Source organism: Gramella jeungdoensis (assembly GCF_023805255.1).
GTDB lineage: Bacteria > Bacteroidota > Bacteroidia > Flavobacteriales > Flavobacteriaceae > Christiangramia > Christiangramia jeungdoensis.
In genome coordinates this window covers 27,202-49,938 of the sequence record NZ_JAMSCK010000008.1, presented here as the reverse complement: position 1 = coordinate 49,938, position 22,737 = coordinate 27,202, and the positions used below count along the sequence as shown (strand labels likewise).

General features: G+C 41.0%; 18 protein-coding genes. 10 read left to right on the top strand and 8 right to left on the bottom strand.

What is annotated here, in order from left to right; all coding sequences use genetic code 11:
• Window positions 1-61: 61 nt before the first annotated feature.
• From rodA to purH, 6 genes are read right to left on the bottom strand one after another with little or no spacing between them, the layout of a single operon-like run.
• The gene (gene rodA / locus NE848_RS16685) at window positions 62-1,309 is read right to left on the bottom strand and encodes a rod shape-determining protein RodA (RefSeq protein ID WP_252115744.1); all 1,248 of its coding nucleotides are present in this window, start codon (window positions 1,307-1,309) and stop codon (window positions 62-64) included.
• On the bottom strand, window positions 1,310-3,178 hold the full coding sequence (gene mrdA / locus NE848_RS16680) for a penicillin-binding protein 2 (RefSeq protein WP_252115742.1): 1,869 nt from the start codon (window positions 3,176-3,178) through the stop codon (window positions 1,310-1,312).
• Window positions 3,175-3,681, bottom strand: a complete 507-nt coding sequence (locus NE848_RS16675) for a rod shape-determining protein MreD (RefSeq protein WP_252115740.1) — start codon at window positions 3,679-3,681, stop codon at window positions 3,175-3,177. Before NE848_RS16675 ends, mrdA begins: the two co-directional genes overlap by 4 nt.
• Window positions 3,671-4,492: a rod shape-determining protein MreC gene (gene mreC, locus NE848_RS16670; RefSeq protein WP_252115739.1), complete on the bottom strand. Its 822-nt coding sequence runs from the start codon at window positions 4,490-4,492 to the stop codon at window positions 3,671-3,673. The genes NE848_RS16675 and mreC overlap by 11 nt, the downstream gene beginning before the upstream one ends.
• Window positions 4,493-4,507: 15 nt before the next feature.
• Window positions 4,508-5,536, bottom strand: coding sequence for a rod shape-determining protein (locus NE848_RS16665; RefSeq protein ID WP_072553762.1), 1,029 nt, complete (start codon window positions 5,534-5,536; stop codon window positions 4,508-4,510).
• Window positions 5,537-5,577: 41 nt separating this feature from the next.
• The gene (gene purH, locus NE848_RS16660; RefSeq protein WP_252115738.1) at window positions 5,578-7,110 is read right to left on the bottom strand and encodes a bifunctional phosphoribosylaminoimidazolecarboxamide formyltransferase/IMP cyclohydrolase; all 1,533 of its coding nucleotides are present in this window, start codon (window positions 7,108-7,110) and stop codon (window positions 5,578-5,580) included.
• Between the two features lie 230 nt (window positions 7,111-7,340).
• Between purH and NE848_RS16655 the strand changes: the two genes are divergently transcribed.
• The 4 genes from NE848_RS16655 to NE848_RS16640 all read left to right on the top strand — a co-directional run bounded on the left by NE848_RS16655 (window position 7,341) and on the right by NE848_RS16640 (window position 13,736).
• A complete protein-coding gene (locus tag NE848_RS16655; RefSeq protein WP_252115737.1) occupies window positions 7,341-8,066 on the top strand; it encodes a DUF6503 family protein in 726 nt (241 codons plus the stop codon).
• A gap of 105 nt (window positions 8,067-8,171) precedes the next feature.
• Window positions 8,172-9,428, top strand: coding sequence for an ABC transporter permease (locus NE848_RS16650; RefSeq protein ID WP_252115736.1), 1,257 nt, complete (start codon window positions 8,172-8,174; stop codon window positions 9,426-9,428).
• 97 nt (window positions 9,429-9,525) lie between these two features.
• Entirely contained in the window at window positions 9,526-10,749 is a 1,224-nt protein-coding gene (dinB, locus tag NE848_RS16645; protein WP_252115735.1) for a DNA polymerase IV, read from the top strand.
• Window positions 10,746-13,736 (top strand): DNA polymerase III subunit alpha, encoded by a 2,991-nt coding sequence (locus NE848_RS16640; RefSeq protein ID WP_252115733.1) that lies wholly within the window; start codon window positions 10,746-10,748, stop codon window positions 13,734-13,736. Before dinB ends, NE848_RS16640 begins: the two co-directional genes overlap by 4 nt.
• A 345-nt stretch (window positions 13,737-14,081) precedes the next feature.
• Here the strand turns inward: NE848_RS16640 and NE848_RS16635 are convergent, their stop codons facing one another.
• Window positions 14,082-14,537: a GAF domain-containing protein gene (locus tag NE848_RS16635; protein ID WP_252115732.1), complete on the bottom strand. Its 456-nt coding sequence runs from the start codon at window positions 14,535-14,537 to the stop codon at window positions 14,082-14,084.
• A gap of 88 nt (window positions 14,538-14,625) precedes the next feature.
• Here NE848_RS16635 and xrtF point away from each other — a divergent pair, with 88 nt between their 5' ends.
• Together xrtF and NE848_RS16625 are read left to right on the top strand one after the other, a co-directional pair.
• Entirely contained in the window at window positions 14,626-15,171 is a 546-nt protein-coding gene (xrtF, locus tag NE848_RS16630) for an exosortase family protein XrtF (protein WP_252115731.1), read from the top strand.
• A complete protein-coding gene (locus tag NE848_RS16625) occupies window positions 15,168-15,608 on the top strand; it encodes an exosortase F system-associated membrane protein (protein ID WP_423748011.1) in 441 nt (146 codons plus the stop codon). The genes xrtF and NE848_RS16625 overlap by 4 nt, the downstream gene beginning before the upstream one ends.
• Before the next feature lie 16 nt (window positions 15,609-15,624).
• Here NE848_RS16625 and NE848_RS16620 read toward each other — a convergent pair whose 3' ends face one another.
• Complete coding sequence (locus tag NE848_RS16620) at window positions 15,625-16,572, bottom strand: NmrA/HSCARG family protein (RefSeq protein ID WP_252115729.1); 948 nt, start codon at window positions 16,570-16,572, stop codon at window positions 15,625-15,627.
• Window positions 16,573-16,803: 231 nt separating this feature from the next.
• Here NE848_RS16620 and NE848_RS16615 point away from each other — a divergent pair, with 231 nt between their 5' ends.
• From NE848_RS16615 to NE848_RS16600, 4 genes are all read left to right on the top strand, one after another.
• The gene (locus NE848_RS16615; protein ID WP_252115728.1) at window positions 16,804-17,196 is read left to right on the top strand and encodes an HYC_CC_PP family protein; all 393 of its coding nucleotides are present in this window, start codon (window positions 16,804-16,806) and stop codon (window positions 17,194-17,196) included.
• A gap of 98 nt (window positions 17,197-17,294) precedes the next feature.
• Window positions 17,295-21,086 (top strand): efflux RND transporter permease subunit, encoded by a 3,792-nt coding sequence (locus tag NE848_RS16610; protein ID WP_252115727.1) that lies wholly within the window; start codon window positions 17,295-17,297, stop codon window positions 21,084-21,086.
• Entirely contained in the window at window positions 21,079-21,447 is a 369-nt protein-coding gene (locus NE848_RS16605; protein ID WP_252115726.1) for a four helix bundle protein, read from the top strand. The genes NE848_RS16610 and NE848_RS16605 overlap by 8 nt, the downstream gene beginning before the upstream one ends.
• Window positions 21,437-22,735 carry a TolC family protein gene (locus NE848_RS16600; protein ID WP_423748010.1) on the top strand — a complete coding sequence of 433 codons (1,299 nt, stop codon included), beginning with the start codon at window positions 21,437-21,439 and terminating at the stop codon, window positions 22,733-22,735. Before NE848_RS16605 ends, NE848_RS16600 begins: the two co-directional genes overlap by 11 nt.
• Window positions 22,736-22,737 lie beyond the last annotated feature (2 nt).

Sequence of the window (22,737 nt, the reverse complement as noted above, 5' to 3'; positions counted from 1 at the left end):
ATATCTATCCCGTAATTATATTGCTAATAGCAGCCATTCTGTTGTTAACCGATAAATGTGCTTAGTAAGACAGCCTGTCTGAGTCCAGCTTGATAAATATAAATAGCAGGATGGTGAAACCCCAGAGTCCCGATCCTCCATAACTAAAGAAGGGGAGAGGAATTCCTACTGTAGGAAAGATTCCGATTACCATTCCTATATTCACTAGGAAGTGTATAAACAGAATTCCTATCACTGAATAACCATAGATCCTGGTGAACTGGTTGCGTTGTCGTTCTGCCAGCTGAAGCAGTCTTATTAGTAGAAGTACAAAAAGAAGAACAACCATACCACTTCCTAAAAACCCCCATTCTTCACCGACGGTACTAAAAATATAATCGGTATGCTGTTCGGGTACAAAATGCCCCTTCGTTTGGGTGCCTTCTGTCCATCCCTTTCCAAGCCATCCACCACTGCCTATGGCGATCTCACTTTGATTGGTATTGTAGCCAATTCCCCTGGAATCAACTTCTTTCCCCAGAACGATGTTGAAACGGTCACGGTGGCGCTGCTCAAATACATTTTCGAAAATATAGTTCACCGAGAAGCTCAATCCAATTGAAATGATCGCAAAAAGGGTAATAAGTATCCTTCCGGGTCTTTTTTTTCTTTTTCTGAAGAAAAGAAAGAGCCCTATTAGCAGAACAACTCCCGAAACCCAATAAGGGCCTACAAGAAGTGTTAGAATGAATACGGCAACCGCTGAAAGCCCTGTAACCAGGTAGAATCCGGATAGTCCTTCCCTGTAAAGCGGAAAAAAGAAAGCTGCATATACCAGGGCACTTCCGGGATCTGGTTGAGGCACAATAAGTAGCGCCGGAATGGCAATAATGATAAATGCCTTTACCTGATGACTCAGCTGCCTGATATTTGTTTGTATATCGCTTAGATATTTAGCAAGCGCGAGGGCCGTTGCGAATTTGGCAAATTCTGAGGGCTGGATCCCAAAACTTCCAAAGGAATACCAGGAAGTGGCTCCCGAGATTGTTTTTCCAAAGACAAAGAGCCCCGCCAGTGATAATAGGGATATTAAGTAAATTATACTGGAAAATCGCTGGTAGAACTTCGCTTCTATGGAGAGAATGATAATTATAAGAAATATACTAAGTCCTATAAAAAGTGCCTGTTTCCCGTATGGCTGGCTTAGATCAAAAAAGGAACCGGTATTTGTCCCCAGGGAAGCTGAGTAAATATTGGCCCAGCCAAAACAGATTAAAATTAAATAAATAAAAATGCTTATCCAGTCAAATCCTGCGCTGTTTCTGCTCATTTACTGGTTAATTTTGAAAGGTTCACCACTAAGAGGCTTCGCATATTCCTCTTCCAGACTGTGGCTTAATATCCATTCTTCCATGTCGGTCCTTGTAATCGTACCTTTAAGGTATTTTTCTATCATGAGGCTGGCCATCCTGCCTGCATACCGACTTCCCCAGTACCCATTTTCAACGAAAACCGCTATTGCGATCTTGGGATTATCTACAGGAGCAAAGGCCACAAATATTGAATGGTCGGTGAGCTGAACTCTTTTCCCATCTATTTTGGTGAAGTTTTCAGCTGTTCCTGTTTTACCGGCGATCTCGATTCCGGGAATTCTTAAAGTAGATGCTGTTCCGCTTTTGTATACTTCATGCATACCCTCTATCACAGGTTCGAAATGTCTTTCCTCGATTGTTGTGTAATTCTTTTTTGTAAACTTTTCTTCTTTAATAGGTTTGCCTTCAATTTCCTTCAGAATATGTGGTGTGTAATACCATCCTTTATTTCCGATAGTAGCAGCCATATTTGCCAGTTGAATAGGAGTCATTAAAACCTCGCCCTGTCCGATTGCATTAGAAAGGGTAGCGGTGGCATACCATTTATAGGTTGGATAGTCATATATTTGATTGTAATAATCTGAATCCGGAATTTTACCAGGCTTTCCTGTATAGAAATCTGAACCAAGAAAATCACCCAGGCCAAAACTCTTTAGATGGGCATTCCATGCATCAATACCTTCCTGAGGTGAAGGATATTTTTCTATGATCCTTCGGTATACATTACAGAAATAGGCGTTACAGGAATTTGCTATTCCAGGGATCATATCCAGGGGGCTTCGGTGAGCATGGCAGCCCAGTTTTCTTCCTCTTCCATATGCATAACCATGATTACAGGAGAATTTATCATCGGTATCAACAATTCCTTCCTGTAGCCCTATAAGGGCATTCAGGGTCTTAAAAGGTGAGCCTGGAGGATATTCCGCAAGGAGTCCACGATCATATAATGGGCGAGCAATGGTGTCGTAATATAATTCGGTAAAATTAGGAGAGCGCTTACGACCCACAAGCTTGGCAGGATCGTAGTTAGGAGCCGTAATCAGGGCCAGGATCTCACCGCTTTCCGGTTCAATAGCAACTATGCCGCCTCTTTTGTTCTCCATAAGCCGGGTTCCGTATTCCTGAAGTTGGGCATCAATAGTCAGGCTGATATCCTTTCCTTTTTCGGGAAGGGTGTCATAGATGCCATCCTTATATGGACCAATATCCCTGTTAAATCTGTCCTTTTGGATATATTTTACACCTTTTACACCGCGGAGCAATTCTTCATAATAGGCTTCCACGCCCGCACGCCCGATAAGGTCCCCGGAAATATAATAGGGGTTGTCATTGATCGTGGCCTGGTTTACTTCGGCTATATAGCCCAGAACATTTGCACTGTGATCTACCTGGTAATCCCTGAGGGATCTCTTCTGAATATAAAAGCCTTCATATTTCCTCATTTTCTCCTGGAGGATGGCATATTCACTTTTGGTGAGCTGAGGTATTATCACCGATGGTAGCATTGGAGAATATATGCGTGCCTTGTCGAGCTTTTTCTCCAAATCTTTACGTTCAATACTCAGGATGTTGCAAAATTCGGTAGTGTCAAATGGTTTAAGGTTTCTTGGGATCACCATCACATCATAAGAAGGCTGGTTGGAAACCATTAAATCGCCGTTCCTGTCGTAAATATATCCGCGTTGAGGATAATCGTAAATAACCTTAATAGCATTGTCCCTGGACCTTATAGCAAGAGAAGTGTCCACCACCTGAAGATAGAAAAGCCGTCCGATAAATATCAGTCCCGTTGTGAGTATGGTTATGTAAAGCAATACTTTTCTCATCTATATTTTCTGCTGAAAAGTGTAAGACTTAGAAGGATTAAGGTCACTGTGAATATACTTGAAAAAAATGTTTTTTTCAGTATGATCATTATATGGTTTAAGCTAAACATTTCCAAAGAAAACAATACAAAATGATGTATTATAACCATCAGAAAAACATAGCTCAATTTCGCGCCAAAAGGAGTCGCAGAAAGGCGTATGTTCTGGTGGTCGTAGCTTATTCCGAAAGAGAACCTGAGTAAATTTGGTCTTACAAAAGCCGCAACCAAACATGCTGCCGCGTTTATTCCTCCGCTATCCTCAAAAATATCAATGCTTATGCCAATAAGGAAGGAGAGAAATAAAAACAGGCTTTGATTTCCCGTGAACGGATAAAGCAGGATGAAAAGCACATACAGGTATGGATTGATGTAGCCGGCAAAATTGATGTTGTTTAGTATTAACACCTGTAAAAATACCAGCAAAACAAATCTTAGTGTATTTGATATTATGCTACTGTTCACTTTCCTGTAAGGCTTTAATTTCTTCTTTATTTACATTTTCAATCACATATACATAGCCAATATTGGTCATGTCGTTGAATAACTCAATATTAATCGTGTAATAGCTCTGCGTTTGGTCAAGAGTGAAATCTGTTATGCTTCCTATAGGTAATCCTTTTGGGAAGATCAACGACCTACCTCCGGTGATTATTGTATCTCCCTTTTGAAGGGGCGCCTGTCGCGGTACGTCAATTAGCTGAACGATATTAGGATCTTCTCCATTCCATACCAGGCTGCCAAAATGATTCGTGTTTTTCAGTTGTGCGTTAATCCTTGAATTACTGTTAAGAATTGAAATGACCCTGGAGTAATTCTTATTCACCCTGTCTACGATCCCAACGATTCCCTGACTGGTAATTACCCCATATTCAGGATGGATCCCCGATTTCTCTCCACGGTTAAGTGTAAGATAATTATTGGGTTTTGAGAAATTATTGTTGATCACACGGGCAGTCCTGAACAAATAATCGCCTTCGAAAGAAGTGCTGTCAAGCTGTTTTTCAATCGAGATGCTATCATTGATATTGGAAATGATATTGCGAAGTTTATTATTTTCCTCCAGCAATCTCTCATTGTATTCATCAAGATGTAAATAGGTGTTGATGCTGTTAGACCAGGAATAGATTCCTCCCGTAACGAAATTGGCAGAACTTATAAACCTGCTTTTATGAAAGGCATGATTCTGAATAGTAAGGAAGATGGATATCGCAAGCAGAAATAAGAATAGAATGGAATTCTTATTCTTTATAAGAAAATTGAAAATCTGCTGCATAAACTAAAACTTCTCCTACTTGATCAAAATTCCTTTATAACGGTTAAGTGTTTTAAGGGTTATACCCGTACCTCGTACTACGGCACGTAATGGGTCTTCAGCAATATAAACGGGCAGATCGGTCTTTTGTGATAAACGCTTGTCTAATCCTCTTAACATTGAACCACCACCTGCAAGGTAGATACCCGTATTATAGATATCTGCAGCAAGTTCCGGCGGAGTTTGAGAAAGGGTTTCCATTACGGCATCCTCAATTCTCAGGATAGATTTGTCAAGAGCTTTTGCGATTTCACGGTAAGAGATGTTCACCTGTTTAGGCTTCCCTGTTAAAAGGTCTCTACCCTGTACACTCATCTCTTCTGGCGGAACCTCAAGATCTTCGGTTGCCGCACCAATCTGGATCTTTATCTTTTCAGCGGTACGCTCACCTACATAGAGGTTATGCTGCGTACGCATGTAGTAAACAATATCGTTCGTGAAAACATCACCCGCGATCTTTACCGATTTGTCACACACGATACCTCCAAGAGCGATCACCGCGATCTCGGTGGTACCACCACCTATATCCACGATCATATTCCCTTTTGGCTGCATGATATCTACCCCAATACCAATCGCAGCAGCCATAGGTTCATGAATAAGATAAACCTCTTTACCATTTACCCTTTCTGCACTCTCTTTAACGGCGCGCATTTCCACCTCTGTAATACCAGAAGGGATACAGATCACCATTCTAAGCGCAGGAGTAAAAAGCTTTTTCTTAAGTGCTGGAATTTCCTTGATGAACATGGTGAGCATCTTCTCACTGGCATCAAAGTCGGCAATTACCCCATCTTTCAAAGGGCGGATAGTTTTGATATTCTCATGAGTCTTACCCTGCATCATCGCTGCTTCCTTACCCACGGCTGTGATCTTACCCGAGGTCCTGTCGCGGGCTACAATCGAGGGGCTGTCTACAACAACTTTATCGTTATGAATTATCAGGGTGTTAGCTGTACCTAAGTCTATCGCAATTTCTTCAATGAGAAAGTCAAAAAATCCCATAGTATGTTATAAGTATTGAGGTTTGGGTAAATGTAATAAAATTAATGTTTAAAATGGCGAGTTCCTGTCATCACCATTGCGATATTATTTTCGTTGCAATAATCGATACTCAATTGATCCTTTATTGATCCTCCAGGCTGAACCACGGCTGTAATTCCTGCATTTCCTGCGATCTCAACACAATCGGGGAAAGGGAAAAATGCATCACTGGCCATCACGGCACCCTTAAGGTCAAAATTGAAGGAGTGAGCTTTTTCGATACTTTGCTTAAGAGCGTCAACTCTCGAGGTTTGTCCTGTTCCGCTGGCACAAAGTTGTTTGTTCTTAGCTAAAACGATAGTATTCGATTTTGTGTGTTTGCAGATCTTTGATGCAAATATCATGTCAGATAACTCCTCATCTGTAGCTTTATTGCTGGTGGCAAGTTTCAGATCTTCCAGGCTATCGGTTTTAAGATCTTTATCCTGAACCAAAACTCCATTGAGACAGGTCCTTACCTGGTCTTTAGGAAGCTCAATATCTTTCTGAATTAATAATATTCGGTTCTTCTTACCTTTTAAGATTTCAAGTGCTTCGGCAGAAAATGACGGAGCGATCACCACTTCGCAGAAAAGTTTGTGGATTTCTTCAGCAGTTTTGGCATCAATTTCCACATTGCTGATCAGGATTCCGCCAAAAGCCGAAACCGGATCTCCCGCCAGGGCATCTACATAAGCCTGATGAATCGTGTCACGTTGTGCAAGTCCGCAGGCATTATTGTGTTTTAAAATAGCGAATGTAGGGGCTTCACCTTTGAATTCGTTCATCAAATTAACGGCCGCATCAACATCCAGAAGGTTGTTATATGAAAGTTCCTTCCCATGCAATTTTTCGAACATTGCCTCAAAATCTCCATAGAAAGTTCCTTTTTGATGCGGGTTTTCTCCGTATCTCAGTTCTTTTCCTTTCAATTCACTCTGTTTGAAAGAATTCACTTCACCTTCCTGGTTGAAATAATTGAAGATGGCCGAATCGTAATGTGAAGAGATATTGAATGCTTTTGTAGCGAATTTCTTCCTGTCTGCAAGACTTGTCTCTCCATTCTTTTCATTCAGTAACGCAAGAAAATCTTCATAGTCGTCTACCGAAGAAACACAGGTAACATCCTTAAAGTTCTTGGCAGCCGCACGAATAAGAGAGATTCCTCCAATATCGATCTTTTCGATGATATCCTGTTCTGAAGCTCCCGAAGCAACGGTTTTTTCGAATGGATAAAGATCCACAATCACAATGTCTATCTGCGGAATTTCGTACTGTTCCAGTTCCTTTACATCACCTTCATTTTCCTGACGGTTAAGAATCCCTCCAAAAACTTTCGGGTGAAGCGTCTTTACCCTTCCACCTAAAATTGAAGGATAGGAAGTAACATCTTCAACAGGAATTACATCTATCCCGAGATCTTTGATGAATTTTTCGGTACCTCCTGTAGAATAGATGGTTACACCAAGTTCATCAAGTTTTTTTACTATGGGTTCAAGCCCATCTTTACTAAAAACTGAAATTAAAGCAGATTTTGCTTGTTTTAATTCGCTCATTGTGTTGTGTTTGTTAAAGCTGCAAAAGTAACCAATTCAGCTAAAAATGAGAAAGTCAATTTGGCTAATTATCAGTAATTTTTATGATAACGTTTTAGTTGGAGTTGTTTTCATTCCCGGTGGTTTTTGAATAGGCCTTTTTAGTCCCATCTTGTGGAAATTAAATCTGGATATTTTTGATGTGATCATGGCTTTTTTGAAATAACTAAATTGCAATGAAAACACAGATCATGAAATTAAAAGTAACTGGATTGTTGATCGCGGTTTTGTTTGCCGCTCTAAGCTGTAAAAATGAGGAGGAAAAAGCCGAAGATGTTGTTTTGAAGTCTATAGCTTATCACGATCCTTCCAATAAGTGGAAAACATTTAGTGATACGCTTAATATCGAATTAAGCATGCATGATAAACCTTCCAGGTTTAGTAAGGTGGTTATTGATTTTCCGAACGAATATTTCTCGTTAGAAGCCCGCACAGATACCATTACTAAGACCTACATAATTGATGAAAATGAATGCATTTTAAAGCTGAACGGGAGACAGGAATTCTCATCTGAAGAAGCGGAAAATAACGATCTGAACTGCGATAGAGCGAATTTGTATAAAGACTATTACGAATACCTTTACGGGCTTCCAATGAAGCTTCTGGATCTTGGGACCAATCTGGAAAGTCTGGAAGAGGTGACCTTTATGGATAAGGAATATTTAAAAGTGAATGTCACCTACGATGAAGGGGTAGGGAGTGATGTATGGAATTTTTACTTCAACCCTCAAACCTATGCGCTGGAAGCATATCAGTTCTTTAAAACAGATGAAACTTCAGGTGAGATAATTCCCGATAGTGGAGAATACATCCTATTGGAAGGTATTGAAGAAATTGAAGGAATTAAAATGCCGAAAACCAGGAGATGGTTCTATAATTCCAATGATAAATTGCTGGGTACAGATATTCTCAGGTAAAATTCTATAAATTTATAATCCAGCTGAAGGAATTACATGAAAAATTGTAACACTTTTAGAGTGCAGGCGTCCTATTCTTGAATTTTATAACCAGCAGGCGACATCATGTTAATCTATTTACGTGTACTTAAGGAAAGCTTCAATTTTGCGCTAAGTGCGCTTAGGAATAACCGCTTAAGAACATTTCTATCCCTGCTTGGTGTTACCATTGGTATATTTTCGATTATAGCAGTACTTGCCGCGGTTGATTCCCTGAAAAAAGACATTACTGGTAGTCTTAGTGCTTTAGATAACAGCACTGTGGTAGTGATGAGGTTCAATTTTGGTCCTTCAGACATTCCACGCTGGAAGAGAGAACAGTTTCCTGACGTTACTTATGAAGAATACCAGAATTTAAAGAAAAACCTGCCAGATATTGAGGCTATAAGTTTTGCCCTGGGTGTTCCCGGTGGGGCTTCCCTGAAATACCGGGATGTCACCAGTACAGGTGTGGATGTTGGGGCTGTTACGCATGAATATTATGACATTGAGGCTTTTGAATTTGAAAAAGGCCGGTTTTTTAATGAACCCGAAGCGGTGGCTGGTGCAGGAGTGATCGTGCTTGGTCATGAGATTGCTTCCAATCTTTTTGGAGAGATCGATCCCCTCGGGAAAGAGATACGGATTTTTGGCCGTAGAGCTACAGTGATCGGGGTTCTTAAGAAACAGGGCCAGTCTTTGTTTGGAGGTTCAAGGGATAGCCAGGTTTTTGTTCCTGCTAATTTTGCCCGAAGGGTATATGGAACCACAAAAGGTACTGTATTTCCACAAATCGTGCTTAAACCTGAAGACGGAGTGGATAATGATGAATTCATTGCCAGGCTGGAGCAGGAAATGAGAAGCATGAGAGGGGTTAAACCCGGAGAGATCAACAATTTCTTTATTAATCAGCTTCAGGGCTTTGCCGATTTTATAGATAATATCACCGGTCAGTTAAATATCATCGGAATCGTAATTAGTGGTTTCTCTTTGCTGGTGGGCGGATTCGGGATCGCAAATATCATGTTCGTAAGTGTAAAAGAACGAACAAATCTTATCGGGATCCAGAAATCTCTTGGAGCAAAAAATAAATTCATTCTTTCTCAATTCCTTTTTGAAGCGATCATACTCTCGGTTATTGGAGGTCTGGTTGGACTTTTCATTGTATGGCTGGTTTCTATCATAGCTTCCCAGTTTACCGGTGATTTCGAGTTCGTCCTTTCCCCGCTTAATATTCTTATCGGAACCCTGGTTTCGGCTGTTATAGGTCTGATCTCCGGAATTATTCCTGCCGTTTCGGCTTCCAAGCTGGATCCGGTGGAAGCTATTAGAACCGGAATGTAGATATTTTTTTCGGCTATTTTTTAACATTCAATTTCTGAAAATGACTTGATGATTTTATAAATTTGGAAAATATCCTATTAAATGGAAATAATCCAAAATGAAGAGTAAAACTAAGTCAATATTACATCTGGATTTAGATACATTTTTTGTTTCTGTAGAACGTCTGAAGGACTCCCGGTTGAAGGGACGGCCACTCATTGTTGGCGGTCTTGGCGATAGGGGAGTGGTCGCTGCCTGTAGTTATGAGACCCGGAAATTTGGAGTGCATTCGGGGATGGCCATGAAAATGGCAAGAAGGCTATGTCCTCATGCCACCTATATTCGGGGTGATGCGTCCGTCTATATGCATCATTCTGAAGTGGTCACCGATATTATCAAAAGTCAGGTGCCCACATTTGAAAAAGCCAGTGTAGATGAATTCTATGCAGATCTTACGGGAATGGACCGTTTTTTTGGAGTGAAGAAATTTGCTCATGAACTGCGAGAGACCATCATCAGGGAAAGCGGACTTCCCATTTCCTTCGGGCTTTCCCGAAATAAGATAGTCTCCAAGATCGCTACCGGGGAAGCCAAGCCCAATGCTGAAAAATATATCGAAGCAGGAGAGGAGAGGGGGTTTTTGGCTCCGCTGGAAGTCAATAAGATCCCGATGATAGGGAGCAAGACCTTTCAGGCGTTGCTGAATCTTGGCGTGAGAAAGATAAGGACCATCCAGGAAATGCCGGTGGAGATGCTGGAAAGTGTTCTTGGTAAAAATGGTCGTATCATCTGGAAACGTGCTCATGGCATTGATGATCCTCCCATCGTTCCATTTCATGAGCGAAAATCCATTTCTACCGAGCGTACCTTTAACCGTGACACCATAGACATGGTGAGGTTGCATGCCACACTGGTCGCAATGGCCGAAAGTCTCGCCTACCAGCTTCGGAAAGGAAATAAACTGGCCTCGGTAATTACAGTGAAGATTAGGTATTCCGATTTTCAGACGCAGAGCAAACAGGCTAAGATCTCCTATACCAGTGCCGATCATATCCTTATTCCGAAGGTGGAGGAACTGTTTGAAAAACTCTATACGAGGCGTTTACTCATAAGGCTTATCGGGGTTCGTTTCAGCGGACTTGTGGCTGGTCACTATCAGATAAATCTTTTTGAAGATTCCGAAGAGATCCTCAGTCTTTACAATTCTCTGGATAAGATCAGGCAGCGCTTTGGGGAGCATAGCGTGAAAAGGGCCGTGGGAATGGAAGTAAAGACCATCGGTAGAATGGGTAACCCTTTTAATGGACAACCTCCAATCGTGCTGGCACACCGTAAACAATGATCTATTTGAACTGTCATACCTGGTATTCACTTCGGTACGGGACTTTTTCCCTGGAGCGACTATGTGAATTAGCCGAAAAAAATAAGGTAGAGTGCCTGGCGGTGACAGATATCAATAATACCTCGGCTTGCCTTAGCTTTCTCAAAATGACTCAAGAGAAAGAAAGCAAATTTAAACCTCTAGTGGGGATAGATTTCAGGAGTGGCGCAGACCAGAAATATGTTGGGATTGCAAAGAACGAGGATGGTTTTAGGCAGCTGAACGAACATCTTTCAAAGCATATTCATGTTCAGAAGAAGTTCGAGCCCGATGCGCCTGCTTTGCCAGACTGTATTATTATTTATCCTTTTGAAAAGGTAGCTACTCAGAATAGAATCGATTTTAAGGAAAATGAATTTATAGGTGTTTCCATAGAAAACCTTAGAAAGCTGAAGTTTTCAAACTATAAAAACCTGAAAGATAAACTGGTGCTGCTTCAAACAGTGAGCTTTGAAACCAAAAGGGATTATAACGCACACCGTTTACTGAGAGCAATAGATAATAATGAACTTTTAAGCAGGCTTCCTAAAACCGAGCAGGGATCATTTTCTCATCGGTTTATCCCGACAGAAACTATTCTGAAAGAACTTGAAGATTTTTCCCATATCCTGGAAAATACCAAAGAGATTCTCTCACAGTGTCGTGTAGAGTTTGAATTTGGAAGGGAACAGAACCGGAATTTAAAGATTTATGGCAATAGTGGAGCAGAAGATATCAGGCGGTTACGGGAACTCTGTGATAAGAATCTATCCAGGCGCTATCCTGAAGCCGATCAGGAGGTGAAAGACAGGCTGGAGAAGGAACTAGCTTCCATTATTAAACTGAAATTCGTCTCTTATTTTCTTATCAATTATGATATTGTTAGTTATGCCCGTTCCATGAATTATCCTTTCGTGGGCAGGGGAAGCGGGGCGAATTCCATAGTGGCCTATATCATCGGGATCACGAATGTAGATCCCATTGAGCTTGATCTGTACTTCGAACGTTTTATCAATGAGAATCGAGCTTCTCCACCAGATTTTGATATCGACTTCTCATGGCGGGACCGGGAAGATATCACGCGGTATATCTTTGAAAGATATCAGAACACGGCGCTGATGGGTACTTATGTCACCTTCAAACGCAAAGCGGTTGCCCGGGAACTGGGAAAGGTTTTCGGTCTTCCAAAGGAGAATATTGATAAGCTTTCAGACGGCTATTTTAATTACCGGGAACTGGATCACCTGGAGAAACTGGTGTTGAGGTATAGCAAACTCATCGAAGGTTTTCCAAATTACCTCAGTGTACATTCGGGAGGAATACTCATTTTAAATGATTCTGTTTATAATTATTGCGGAACATTTTTGCCACCCAAGGGTTTTGAAACGGTTCAGATAGATATGAACATCAGCGAGGATGTGGGAATTCATAAATTCGATATTCTTGCCCAGCGCGGACTCTCCAAGATCACCGATGCCATTGAGCTTATTAAAAAGAATCAGCCGGAAGCGGAATTGAAAGACATTGAAAATTATAAGGCTTTTACCCAGGATCCTAATATCAATGAATTGTTGAAAAAAGGAGATTGCATGGGGGTTTTCTATGTAGAGTCACCTGCGATGCGAGGATTGCTTACAAAGCTGAGAACAGATAATTATATGAACCTGGTGGCGGCTAGTTCGGTGATTAGGCCGGGCGTATCCAGCGCAGGGATGAAGGAAGAGTTCATTAAACGTCACCGAGACCCTGAAAGACGAAAACAGGCACATCCAGTAATGGCTGAAATTATGAAAGAAACATATGGTGTTATGGTTTACCAGGAAGACGTGATGAAGGTAGCTCATATATTTGCCGGACTAAATTTTGAAGATGCCGATGTTCTAAGGCGGGGTATGAGTGGTAAGAAGGTAGCAAAGGCTGATCTTGAAAGGGTAGAGCAGACTTATTACAATAATTGCCAGGAAAAAGGATACTCTCCAGAGCTTACGGCAGAGATATGGGAACAGATATCTTCTTTTGCAGGTTATGCTTTTCCTAAAGGGCACTCAGCTTCTTATGCGGTGGAGAGTTATCAAAGCCTTTACCTTAAGCGTTATTTTCCGCTGGAATTCATGGTGGCGGCATTGAACAATGGCGGTGGTTTTTATAATATCCAGACCTATATTCAGGAGATAAGGAGATGGGGCGGGAAAATACATGCGCCCTGTATTAACAAAAGCGATCACCCAAATGTTATTTATGGTAGGGATGTATACCTGGGCTTCGGCTATATCAAGGACCTGGAAGACAAAGTGATCCAGCAGATCCTGGAAAACCGGCAGTTCTTTGGAGAGTTTGGCAGTTTTGAGGATTTTCTTGACAGGGTTTCGATCTCTATAGAACAGCTCAGCATTCTGCTGAAGATAAATGCATTCAGATTTACAGGATTCGATAAATATCACCTGCTCTGGAAAGCTCATTTCAAACTCAGCAAGAATACATCCCGAATAAACCAGCCCTTATTGTTCAAACCCAAGTACCGGGATTTTGAGTTGCCCCAGTTTGAGATTTCCCGGCTGGTAGAGGCCTATGATCAGTTTGAACTTCTGGGGTTTCCGCTTTGCAGTCAGTTTGAATTATTAAAATATCCTATGAAGGAATGTGTAAAAGCAAAAGACTTGGGGAAATATGTGGGAAGGGAGATCGAAATCTATGGAAATCTTATTACTACACGAACCGCGGGAACCGTGAATAACAAGATCATGCGTTTCGGGACGTTTTACGATAAGGAAGGCGATATTTTTGATACTGTTCAGTTTCCGGATACTTCAGAAAAATATCCTATAAGAGGGAAGGGAATCTATTTTTGCAGGGGGACGGTTGCCAGTAGTTTCGATTATGTTTCGATAAGGATAAGCAGTATTGTAAGACAGGAAACGGCACAGGACCCGAGACTGGTAGATAATTCTTTTAAAGTGAAAATCGCATGATTTTCAGATAGTTTTTTGGACCAAAAAAATCGATAAAATTAAAGTTCGCGTTAAAATTCTGATTCCGTCCTACATATGTTTCCTTAATTTATTTTAAAAAGATTTAAAGTTAGTTAAATGGTTAATAGTCAGGGTTTAGCTTTGCTATATTTGATTCCAAAGAAAGAGAGAAGAGATGGGTAATGAAATTGAAAAAGATTATGTGAGTTCTATTGTACAACTGCTGGGGTTCTTTACCCTTTTATTTCTAATTCTTGTAATTCTGTTGTGATCAGGATTTTTACACTATATATCAAAAAATAAAACCCTCTTTTTAAGAGGGTTTTGATTTTATAAAATAAGGATTTATAATATCTCAGCTACTTTTTTATTCACCCATTCAAGAAAAATCTCATCTTCATGAGAGAACGGGTCCTCGGTATGACTGTCTATATCTATCTGGCCTATATTCTCTCCATTTACGAAAAGCGGGATAACGATCTCAGCTTTTACATGAATACTGCAGGCAATGTAATTGTTCTGTGCCTTTACATCGGGCACCACAAAATTCTTGTTAGAGACCGCAACCTGACCACAAATTCCCTTTCCAAAAGGAATAATTTCATGATCGGTAGGTTCACCTGCGAAAGACTTTAATTTCAACTCTTCCTTATCGCCATTTTTGAAATAAAAGCCTACCCAATCATAATAAGGGATATTGGTTTGCAATAATTCACAAACTTCCGAAAGCCGATTATCAACCGACTCTTTTTTGTTTTGAAGTATCTCTTCTATCTGGGGCTTGAGTTTCTGAAATGGCATATTAACAATCTTTAGTGCAAAAGTATTCAATTTAAAGTGTAAAGTGAGCCTTTGATTTCTATAAATTTGTTAAAAACCGTACTGTAATTTGCTCAGTTTATTTCGTAAATACCGCCTTGTTCTACGATTTATTTTCATTTTTCTGGGCAGCTATTTCCTTTTTTCAAGCTTGTATAACGGCTATCTTATCCTGTATGATACAGAGAATCCGGTGCCTGATCCTCTCACACAACTTGTAGCGAGGCAAAGCGGAACACTGATGGAAAGTCTGGGATATGAAACAGAAGTGGTGATGCACCACACAGGTTTATCCATGAAATTAATGGTAGAAGACATTTTTCTTGCCGGAATTGTAGAAGGCTGTAATTCGGCGAGCATCATAATTCTTTTTATTTCTTTCGTGCTGGCTTTCTTTGGGCGGCCTTTAAGTACTTTCATGTATATTTTTGCAGGATCGGTGATCATCTATGTGGCGAATATTTTGCGAATCGTAATCCTCGCCGTTAGTATTTATGAATATCCCCAGTATTCAGGTTTTATGCACTCCGTGTTTTTTCCGCTTGCCATTTACGGTACAGTATTTATACTATGGTTAATCTGGGTTAGAATCTATTCGGTGTGGAAAAAAGGATAAAAAGAAGATATCGTATAGTAGAAATAGGGATTTTAACCCTACTGCTGGCGGCAATAAGATTTTTTGAGCAGGATCTCTTTTATGATCCGCTCATAGTGTTCTTTAAGTCAGATTACCTGCTAGGGATCATTCCACCCATGGATATGGCAAAGCTTATGATCAATCTTAGCCTTAGATATTCCTTGAATTCAATTATCTCTTTGGCTATAATCTATATATGCTTCAGAGACCTGGGAATCCTCAAGTTTTCAATACTGCTGTATGCCGCGCTGTATATTATGGCAACTTCTGTATTCATCTTCCTGGTGCTGAATATCGAGCGTGAGCATTATCTGGCCTTATTCTATGTGCGCCGATTTCTCATTCATCCACTTTTCCTGCTGATTCTGCTTCCTGCCTTTTATTATTACCGGCTTATGAGTTACGGGAAAACTTGAAAATTTTAAAAATATCTCAAACATCCATCTTATCCTTGTTCTGTTCCAGCCATTGCCTGAAATTTAGTAACTCAGGGTTCAGTTTCCGGGTGGCATTTACATCCCTGATCGTACAGAAATACTCTTCTTCTTCTGCATAAAACTGGAACATATTTCCGAGGTCATCTGCCCCCTGGAAATCAAAGCTTCGGTAAACTTCTGGTTTTATGGCATTATAATTCACTTTTTTGCCATAGACTTCCGTGAAGGTTTCTGCCATTTCCTTGCCGGTAAGATGTTCTCCCGCTATCCCCACAATTTTGTTCTTATAGGTGTCTCCTGCTTTAAAGATTCCAAAGGCACATTTTCCGATATCTTCAGCAGCTATGCCGGCAAGTTGTTTATTGTCCATGGGGAGAGTGATAGCCAATTCACCATCTTCCCCTTTTTGCGGTCCCATTCCAAAGTGTATAAAATTATCCCAGTAGAATGACGTGAATAATAAAGTGTATGGAATGCCGCTATTAGAAAAATATTCATCAGCCTCTCCTTTAGCATCAAAATGTGGTACCTTGTATTTCTCCATCAGGGTGGGCATGCGATCATCGTCAAGTGAAATCCATTTTCGGGTGTCTTCCAGGGTAGACCAAATTACATGTTTAAGGCCGGCTTCCTTTCCTGCCTCAGCCATATTCCTGGCTTGTTGTAGTTCTTTTTCGGGAGAAAAATGCTCCCAGAAGTTTGTCATGCAATAAGCCCCGTAGGCTCCCTTAAATGCCTTTATAATGCTTTCTTTGTCGTCAATATCTGCTTCAACTACTTCAGCCCCCTGGGCTTTTAATTCTTTAGCTTTGTCTGAAGAAGGATTCCGGGTTATAGCTCTTGCTTTAAATCCTCCTTCCGGATGGTTCAGGATGGCTCTTACAAGTCCGCCTCCCTGGGCACCGGTAGCCCCTACTACAGCAATTATCTTATCGTTTTCCATTTTTAATGTGTGCTTTTAAGTTTTTGATATACATAAAGTTACATATATTAAGTTTAATTTCAAGTATCAAATTTTCCTGGCCTTTGAAAGTGTAAATCAGGATTGTATTTTGAAATATTTTTCCCAAAAGTTGAAATATGGATTCAGATTTTCGGTATAGATTTGGCGGAAGATTAGGGATTTGTAGAACCTAAAATGCTGATATTGAAAAAAAATGTATTTTTGTAGGCGATGAAAAACGCTTTGAGACATATTGTTTCTCTAATGATGGCTTTCCTGGTAATGCTGTCTACCATGTCTTTTACGGTAGATAAACATTTTTGCGGGGAGCATTTAGTAGATAAGGCGGTATTCTCCAAAGCAAAGACCTGCGGAATGCAGATGAGTACTTCGGCCGAAAATCATTGCTGTACCAATGAAAAAGTTTCGGTGGAAGGGCAGGATGAGCTAAAGATCTCATTTGATTCTTTCGATCTTCATCAGCAGGTTTTTATAACTACATTCACTTATGCCTATTTTGATCTGTTTGAAAGTTTACCCAAACAGATTATTCCATTTAAAGATTATTCTCCTCCGTTACTGGTGAGGGATATTCAGCTTGTAGACCAGGTATTCCTCATTTGATATTGAACGTTATTGGATTTATCCTAAAACTGAAGAGCTTTTAGGAAAGTCGTGTTATTGACTTTTTTTATTCTAATTAATGTTTAATTATCATTTATATGCTGAATAAAAGCATCAAATTTTTAATAGAAAATAAACTGGTTGCGGTCTTATTACTTGCCGTTATCATTGGCTGGGGAGTTACCACTGCTCCTTTTAACTGGGACATTGGATTTGCTCCTAACGATCCTGTTGCAGTGGACGCTATTCCAGATCTTGGAGAGAATCAGCAGATTGTTTTCACGAAGTGGCCAGGTAGGTCTCCTCAGGATATTGAAGATCAGATCACCTATCCTCTTACGACTTCACTTCTTGGTGTGCCCGGAGTGAAAACGATCAGGAGTTCTTCTATGTTCGGTTTTTCCAGTATCTATGTGATCTTTGAGGAAGATGTTGAATTTTACTGGAGTCGAAGCAGAATCCTTGAAAAGCTGAATTCACTCCCTGCCGGATTATTACCCGAAGGAGTTAATCCATCTCTCGGACCGGATGCTACCGGACTCGGGCAGATCTTCTGGTATACCCTGGAGGGTCGTGATAAAGATGGAAATGTGACTGGTGGATGGGATCTTCAGGAACTTAGAAGCATTCAGGATTATTATGTGAAATATGCCCTTTCCGGAGCTAGTGGCGTTTCTGAAGTAGCTTCCATCGGTGGATATGTTCAGGAATATCAGATCGATGTGAAACCGGAGCTAATGCGGCAATACGGAATTTCACTCAGTGAGATCGTAAAAGCCGTAAAAGAGACTAACCGGGAGATAGGTGCTCAGACTTTGGAGATCAACAGGGCCGAATATCTGGTTCGAGGCCTTGGCTATGTAAAATCGGTGGAGGATATTGAAAATGCCGTTGTCGCTTCTAAAGATTATACATCACTTAAAGTAAAGGATGTTGCAAACGTATCACTTGGGCCCGCAGAACGTCGAGGGATTTTGGATAAGGAAGGAGCTGAGGTCGTTGGAGGAGTGGTGGTGGCTCGTTATGGAGCCAATCCCATGGAAGTTATCAATAACGTCAAGGATAAGATCAATGAGATAAGCAGTGGTTTGCCAAGCAAAGAATTAAAGGATGGCAGAACCTCTCAGGTCACCATAGTTCCCTTCTACGACAGGACCGAACTCATTGAGGAAACTCTGGGGACTCTGAATGAGGCGCTTATTCTGGAGATCCTTATCACCATTCTCGTAATTGTGGTTATGGTTTTCAATCTTAGGGCTTCCCTTTTAATCTCCGGCCTCCTGCCTGTGGCGGTATTAATGGTATTTATATCGATGAAATTCTTTGGAGTTCCGGCAAATATCGTGGCGCTTTCAGGAATTGCGATCGCGATTGGTACCATGGTGGACCTTGGAGTTATTCTCACCGAAAATATCATCAGGCATCATAAAGAAAGAACCAAAGACCAAACTACTAATCAGATTGTTTACAATGCGACTTCTGAAGTTTCGGGAGCGATCCTCACCGCGGTCCTTACCACTATTATAAGTTTCCTTCCGGTATTCACTATGGTTGGAGCCGAAGGGAAGTTATTCAGGCCGCTGGCATTTACAAAGACAATGGCGTTGGCATCGGCCGTACTGGTTGCTTTATTTCTCATTCCGCCCTTTGCAGCATTTATTTTTCAAAGGGACAGGGTAAAAGATAAGCTAGTGCCAGTGTTATATGGGTTCCTCATCTTACTTGGTCTTGCAGGTCTTTTTTATAGTATTCTGCTGGGTCTGGCCCTTATGGCTTTTGGTATTGGTGGAATTCTTGAAAATAGGGGTCGTATAGATAGGAATATGGCCAACAAGCTCAACGTGGTGATTTCGGCATTAGTGATTATTTTCCTTTTAGCGCAGTACTGGAGACCACTTGGGCTTGATAAGAACATTTTCTGGAATCTGTTATTTGTAGGCTTTATTAGTTTTGGGTTGCTGGCGTTTTTCTGGCTGTTTAAAAAATACTATGTCCAGATCCTTAGGTGGGCACTTGAGAATAAATTGCTTTTCCTTTCCATTCCCTTAGCCATTGTGATTGCTGGTGCTGTAATTATGCGGAATACCGGGAAGGAATTTATGCCTTCCCTAAATGAAGGTTCATTCCTGCTGATGCCTACCTCTCTGCCACATTCAGGAGTAGAGGAAAATAAAAGGGTTGTGCAGCAGCTGGATATGGCAGTGGCCAATATTCCCGAAATAGAAACTGTAGTAGGGAAGGCCGGTCGTACCGAATCGGCTCTCGATCCTGCTCCATTATCCATGTATGAGAATGTAATTCAGTATAAATCTGAATATATGCAGAATGAGAGGGGGAAACAGCAGCGGTACAGGGTGAATGAAGACAATTTCTTTGTGTTGAAGAATGGGAAACTTGCTGCTAACCCCAACCTGGAGGTTGATAATGAAGCAAATTATGCCGACTCCCTGGTTAAAAATCCTTTATTACTTAAAAGACAGGATCTGATCCCCGATGAGGATGGAGAATATTTCAGAAACTGGCGACCTGATATAAAATCGCCCGATGATATCTGGAATGAGATCGTGAAAGCAACAAAATTGCCCGGGGTGACTTCGGCGCCTAAACTTCAACCGATCGAGACCCGTTTGGTAATGCTCCAGACTGGGATGCGTGCGCCAATGGGGATTAAAGTCAAAGGTCAGGATCTGAAACAGATAGAAGCTTTCGGGATGAAGCTGGAAGATATTCTGAAGGAGGCCGAAGGGGTTAAGGACGAGGCGGTCTTCGCCGATAGGATCGTTGGAAAACCCTATTTACTGGTTGATATAAAAAGAGACAGGCTGGCCCGGTACGGGATTAGTATAGACGATGTACAGGAAGTTCTGGAAGTGGCAGTGGGGGGCATGAGCCTTAGTCAGACCGTTGAAGGGCGGGAACGTTATGGAATCAGGGTAAGGTATCCTCGTGAACTTCGGAATACTCCGCAAGACTTGAAGAATATCTATATCCCTGTTGAAAAAGGAAATCCCGTACCCCTGGAAGAAGTGGTTGAAATACGTTATGAACAGGGGCCACAGGTGATTAAAAGTGAAGATACTTTCTTGGTTGGATATGTTCTTTTTGATAAGCAGGATGGTTATGCCGAGGTGGAAGTGGTTGAAAATGCACAGAAACTTATCCAGCAAAAAATAGATAGTGGCGAGTTGGAAATGCCGAATGGGATCAGTTATAAATTTACGGGAACCTACGAAAACCAGGTAAGAGCTGAAAAAACGCTTGCTTTTGTGGTTCCACTTTCGTTACTGATAATTTTCTTGATTCTGTATTTCCAGTTCAGATCGGTTTCTACCTCGCTGATGGTGTTTGCCGGAATAGCTGTGGCCTTCGGTGGTGGTTTCATGATGATGTGGGCCTACGGGCAGGAATGGTTTCTGAATTTCAACTTTTTCGGAGAGAACCTGAGAGACCTTTTCCAGATGAAAAATATCAACCTGAGTGTGGCCGTATGGGTGGGCTTTATCGCATTATTCGGGATTGCTACCGATGATGGAGTAGTAATGGCCACCTATCTGACCCAGACCTTTGATCGTAATGATCCGGAGGATAAGGAACAGATCAGGGCTTCGGTCGTGGAAGCCGGTGAAAAAAGGATTCGTCCATGTTTGATGACCACGGCAACAACTATCCTGGCATTATTGCCCGTACTTACTTCTACCGGAAGAGGAAGCGATATCATGATACCCATGGCTATCCCCAGTTTTGGTGGAATGTTGATCGCACTTATCACATTATTTGTGGTGCCGGTGTTGTTTAGCTGGCGAAAGGAAAGTAGGTTGAAATTGAAAAGTGAAAAACTAAAAGCTGGAAGCTGGAAACTGGAAACCGGAAAAAAAGAAAAATATGATTAATTCTTTTCAGAATTTAGAAGTTTATACCGAATCATATGATCTGGCAATGGATGTTTTTCAGATAACGAGAAATTTTCCCAAAGAGGAGATTTATTCACTTACCTCTCAATTGGTAAGGGCAAGCAGATCGGTGCCGGCAAATATTTCAGAGGGATGGTCAAAAAGGAACTATGAGAACACCTTTAAACAACATTTGATCCACGCGTTAGGATCAAATGGAGAGGTCGAAACTTGGTTGAAATTTTCTTTTGACTGCGGTTATATTAATAATGAAACTTTTCAACGGCTGACTGACCAAAATGCTATAGTAGGTCGAAAAATCACGAAACTTCATCAAAACTGGAAGAATTATGAAAAATAAAAAATGGAATATATCTTCTGAAAAGCGAAAAATTGATGCTGAGTATATCCAGCTTCCAGCTTCCAGCTTAATTCTGATGCTTACAATTTCACTTTTCACTTTTCACTCAATAAGTGCTCAGCAACTGGAAAGTTATATTCTAGAAGCAAAGGCTAATAATCCGGAGCTTCGTGCTTATAATTCCCGGGTAGATATTGCCAGGGAGAAGGTAGAGGAGGTGAACTCACTACCCGATACCGAATTGAGTGCCGGGATATTTGTGAGCGAGCCAGAAACCCGGACAGGTCCGCAAACTGTGAGATTTTCTGTAAGGCAAATGCTTCCATGGTTTGGAACGATCGATGCCAGGGAAAAAGCTGCAGGAGCCATGGTAAAAGTGGAAGATATCGAAGCCGATATTGCGAGAAGAAAAATTGCTCTTGCTGTGAGCCAGAATTATTATCAGCTCTATGCGCTTCAGGAAAAACAGGAGGTGCTTCAGGAGAATATCGATTTGCTGGAACTCTATCATCAGCTGGCACTGAATTCAGTTGAAGCAGGAAATGCTTCTGCTATTGAGGTATTGAGATTAAAAATGAGACAGAATGAATTAAGGCAGCAACAGGAAAGCCTTAGTCTGAAATATGATTCCAAAAAAGTGGAGTTTAATAAAACTTTGAATCGCGAAGCTTCTTTAAAAGTAAATTTACCGGATAGCCTGTGGATAGAAGAAACCGATACTTTGTTGGTGCCGGGGAATATAGAAGTGAATCCTGAGATCCTGAAGTTTGACGGACTTTCAGAAAGCATTCTTCAGGCTGAAGAGTTAAATAAAAAGGACGCACTGCCTAAACTGGGTTTAGGGCTTGATTATGTGAACGTGGCCAAACGTACCGATATGGATATGCCCGATAATGGTAAGGATATTTTGATGCCAATGGTTTCGGTTTCCATTCCTATTTTCAATAATAAATACAGTTCTGTGACCAAACAGAATGAATTGAGGCAGCAGGAAGTGACCCAAAGGAAAGAAGAGAGGGTAAACCAATTACAGAGCAGACTTGAATCCGCTTTGAACGAAAGGTCATCAGCAAGGATAACCTGGAATATTCAGTTAGATAATCTTGAACAGGCCAGGAATGCCGAGGATATCCTTATTAAGACTTACGAAACAGGTAAACTGGACTTTGATGATGTACTGGATATTCAGGAGCTGCAATTAAAGATCCAGATGAACCTTATTGATGCTGTGGTTGATTATTATCAGGAAACGGCTATGATAGAATATTTTTTAGGTACAGATAAATAATT

What these genes read in the sequence shown, in the direction of transcription:
- rodA (WP_252115744.1), bottom strand. Translation starts at nt 1,309, where the DNA reads ATGAGCAGAAACAGCGCAGGATTTGACTGGATAAGCATTTTTATTTAT.
- mrdA (WP_252115742.1), bottom strand. Translation starts at nt 3,178, where the DNA reads ATGAGAAAAGTATTGCTTTACATAACCATACTCACAACGGGACTGATA.
- NE848_RS16605 (WP_252115726.1), top strand. Translation starts at nt 21,079, where the DNA reads ATGATTAATTCTTTTCAGAATTTAGAAGTTTATACCGAATCATATGAT.
- NE848_RS16635 (WP_252115732.1), bottom strand. Translation starts at nt 14,537, where the DNA reads ATGCCATTTCAGAAACTCAAGCCCCAGATAGAAGAGATACTTCAAAAC.
- NE848_RS16620 (WP_252115729.1), bottom strand. Translation starts at nt 16,572, where the DNA reads ATGGAAAACGATAAGATAATTGCTGTAGTAGGGGCTACCGGTGCCCAG.
- purH (WP_252115738.1), bottom strand. Translation starts at nt 7,110, where the DNA reads ATGAGCGAATTAAAACAAGCAAAATCTGCTTTAATTTCAGTTTTTAGT.
- mreC (WP_252115739.1), bottom strand. Translation starts at nt 4,492, where the DNA reads ATGCAGCAGATTTTCAATTTTCTTATAAAGAATAAGAATTCCATTCTA.
- NE848_RS16615 (WP_252115728.1), top strand. Translation starts at nt 16,804, where the DNA reads ATGAAAAACGCTTTGAGACATATTGTTTCTCTAATGATGGCTTTCCTG.
- NE848_RS16650 (WP_252115736.1), top strand. Translation starts at nt 8,172, where the DNA reads ATGTTAATCTATTTACGTGTACTTAAGGAAAGCTTCAATTTTGCGCTA.
- NE848_RS16610 (WP_252115727.1), top strand. Translation starts at nt 17,295, where the DNA reads ATGCTGAATAAAAGCATCAAATTTTTAATAGAAAATAAACTGGTTGCG.
- NE848_RS16640 (WP_252115733.1), top strand. Translation starts at nt 10,746, where the DNA reads ATGATCTATTTGAACTGTCATACCTGGTATTCACTTCGGTACGGGACT.
- NE848_RS16655 (WP_252115737.1), top strand. Translation starts at nt 7,341, where the DNA reads ATGAAATTAAAAGTAACTGGATTGTTGATCGCGGTTTTGTTTGCCGCT.
- dinB (WP_252115735.1), top strand. Translation starts at nt 9,526, where the DNA reads ATGAAGAGTAAAACTAAGTCAATATTACATCTGGATTTAGATACATTT.
- NE848_RS16665 (WP_072553762.1), bottom strand. Translation starts at nt 5,536, where the DNA reads ATGGGATTTTTTGACTTTCTCATTGAAGAAATTGCGATAGACTTAGGT.
- NE848_RS16600 (WP_423748010.1), top strand. Translation starts at nt 21,437, where the DNA reads ATGAAAAATAAAAAATGGAATATATCTTCTGAAAAGCGAAAAATTGAT.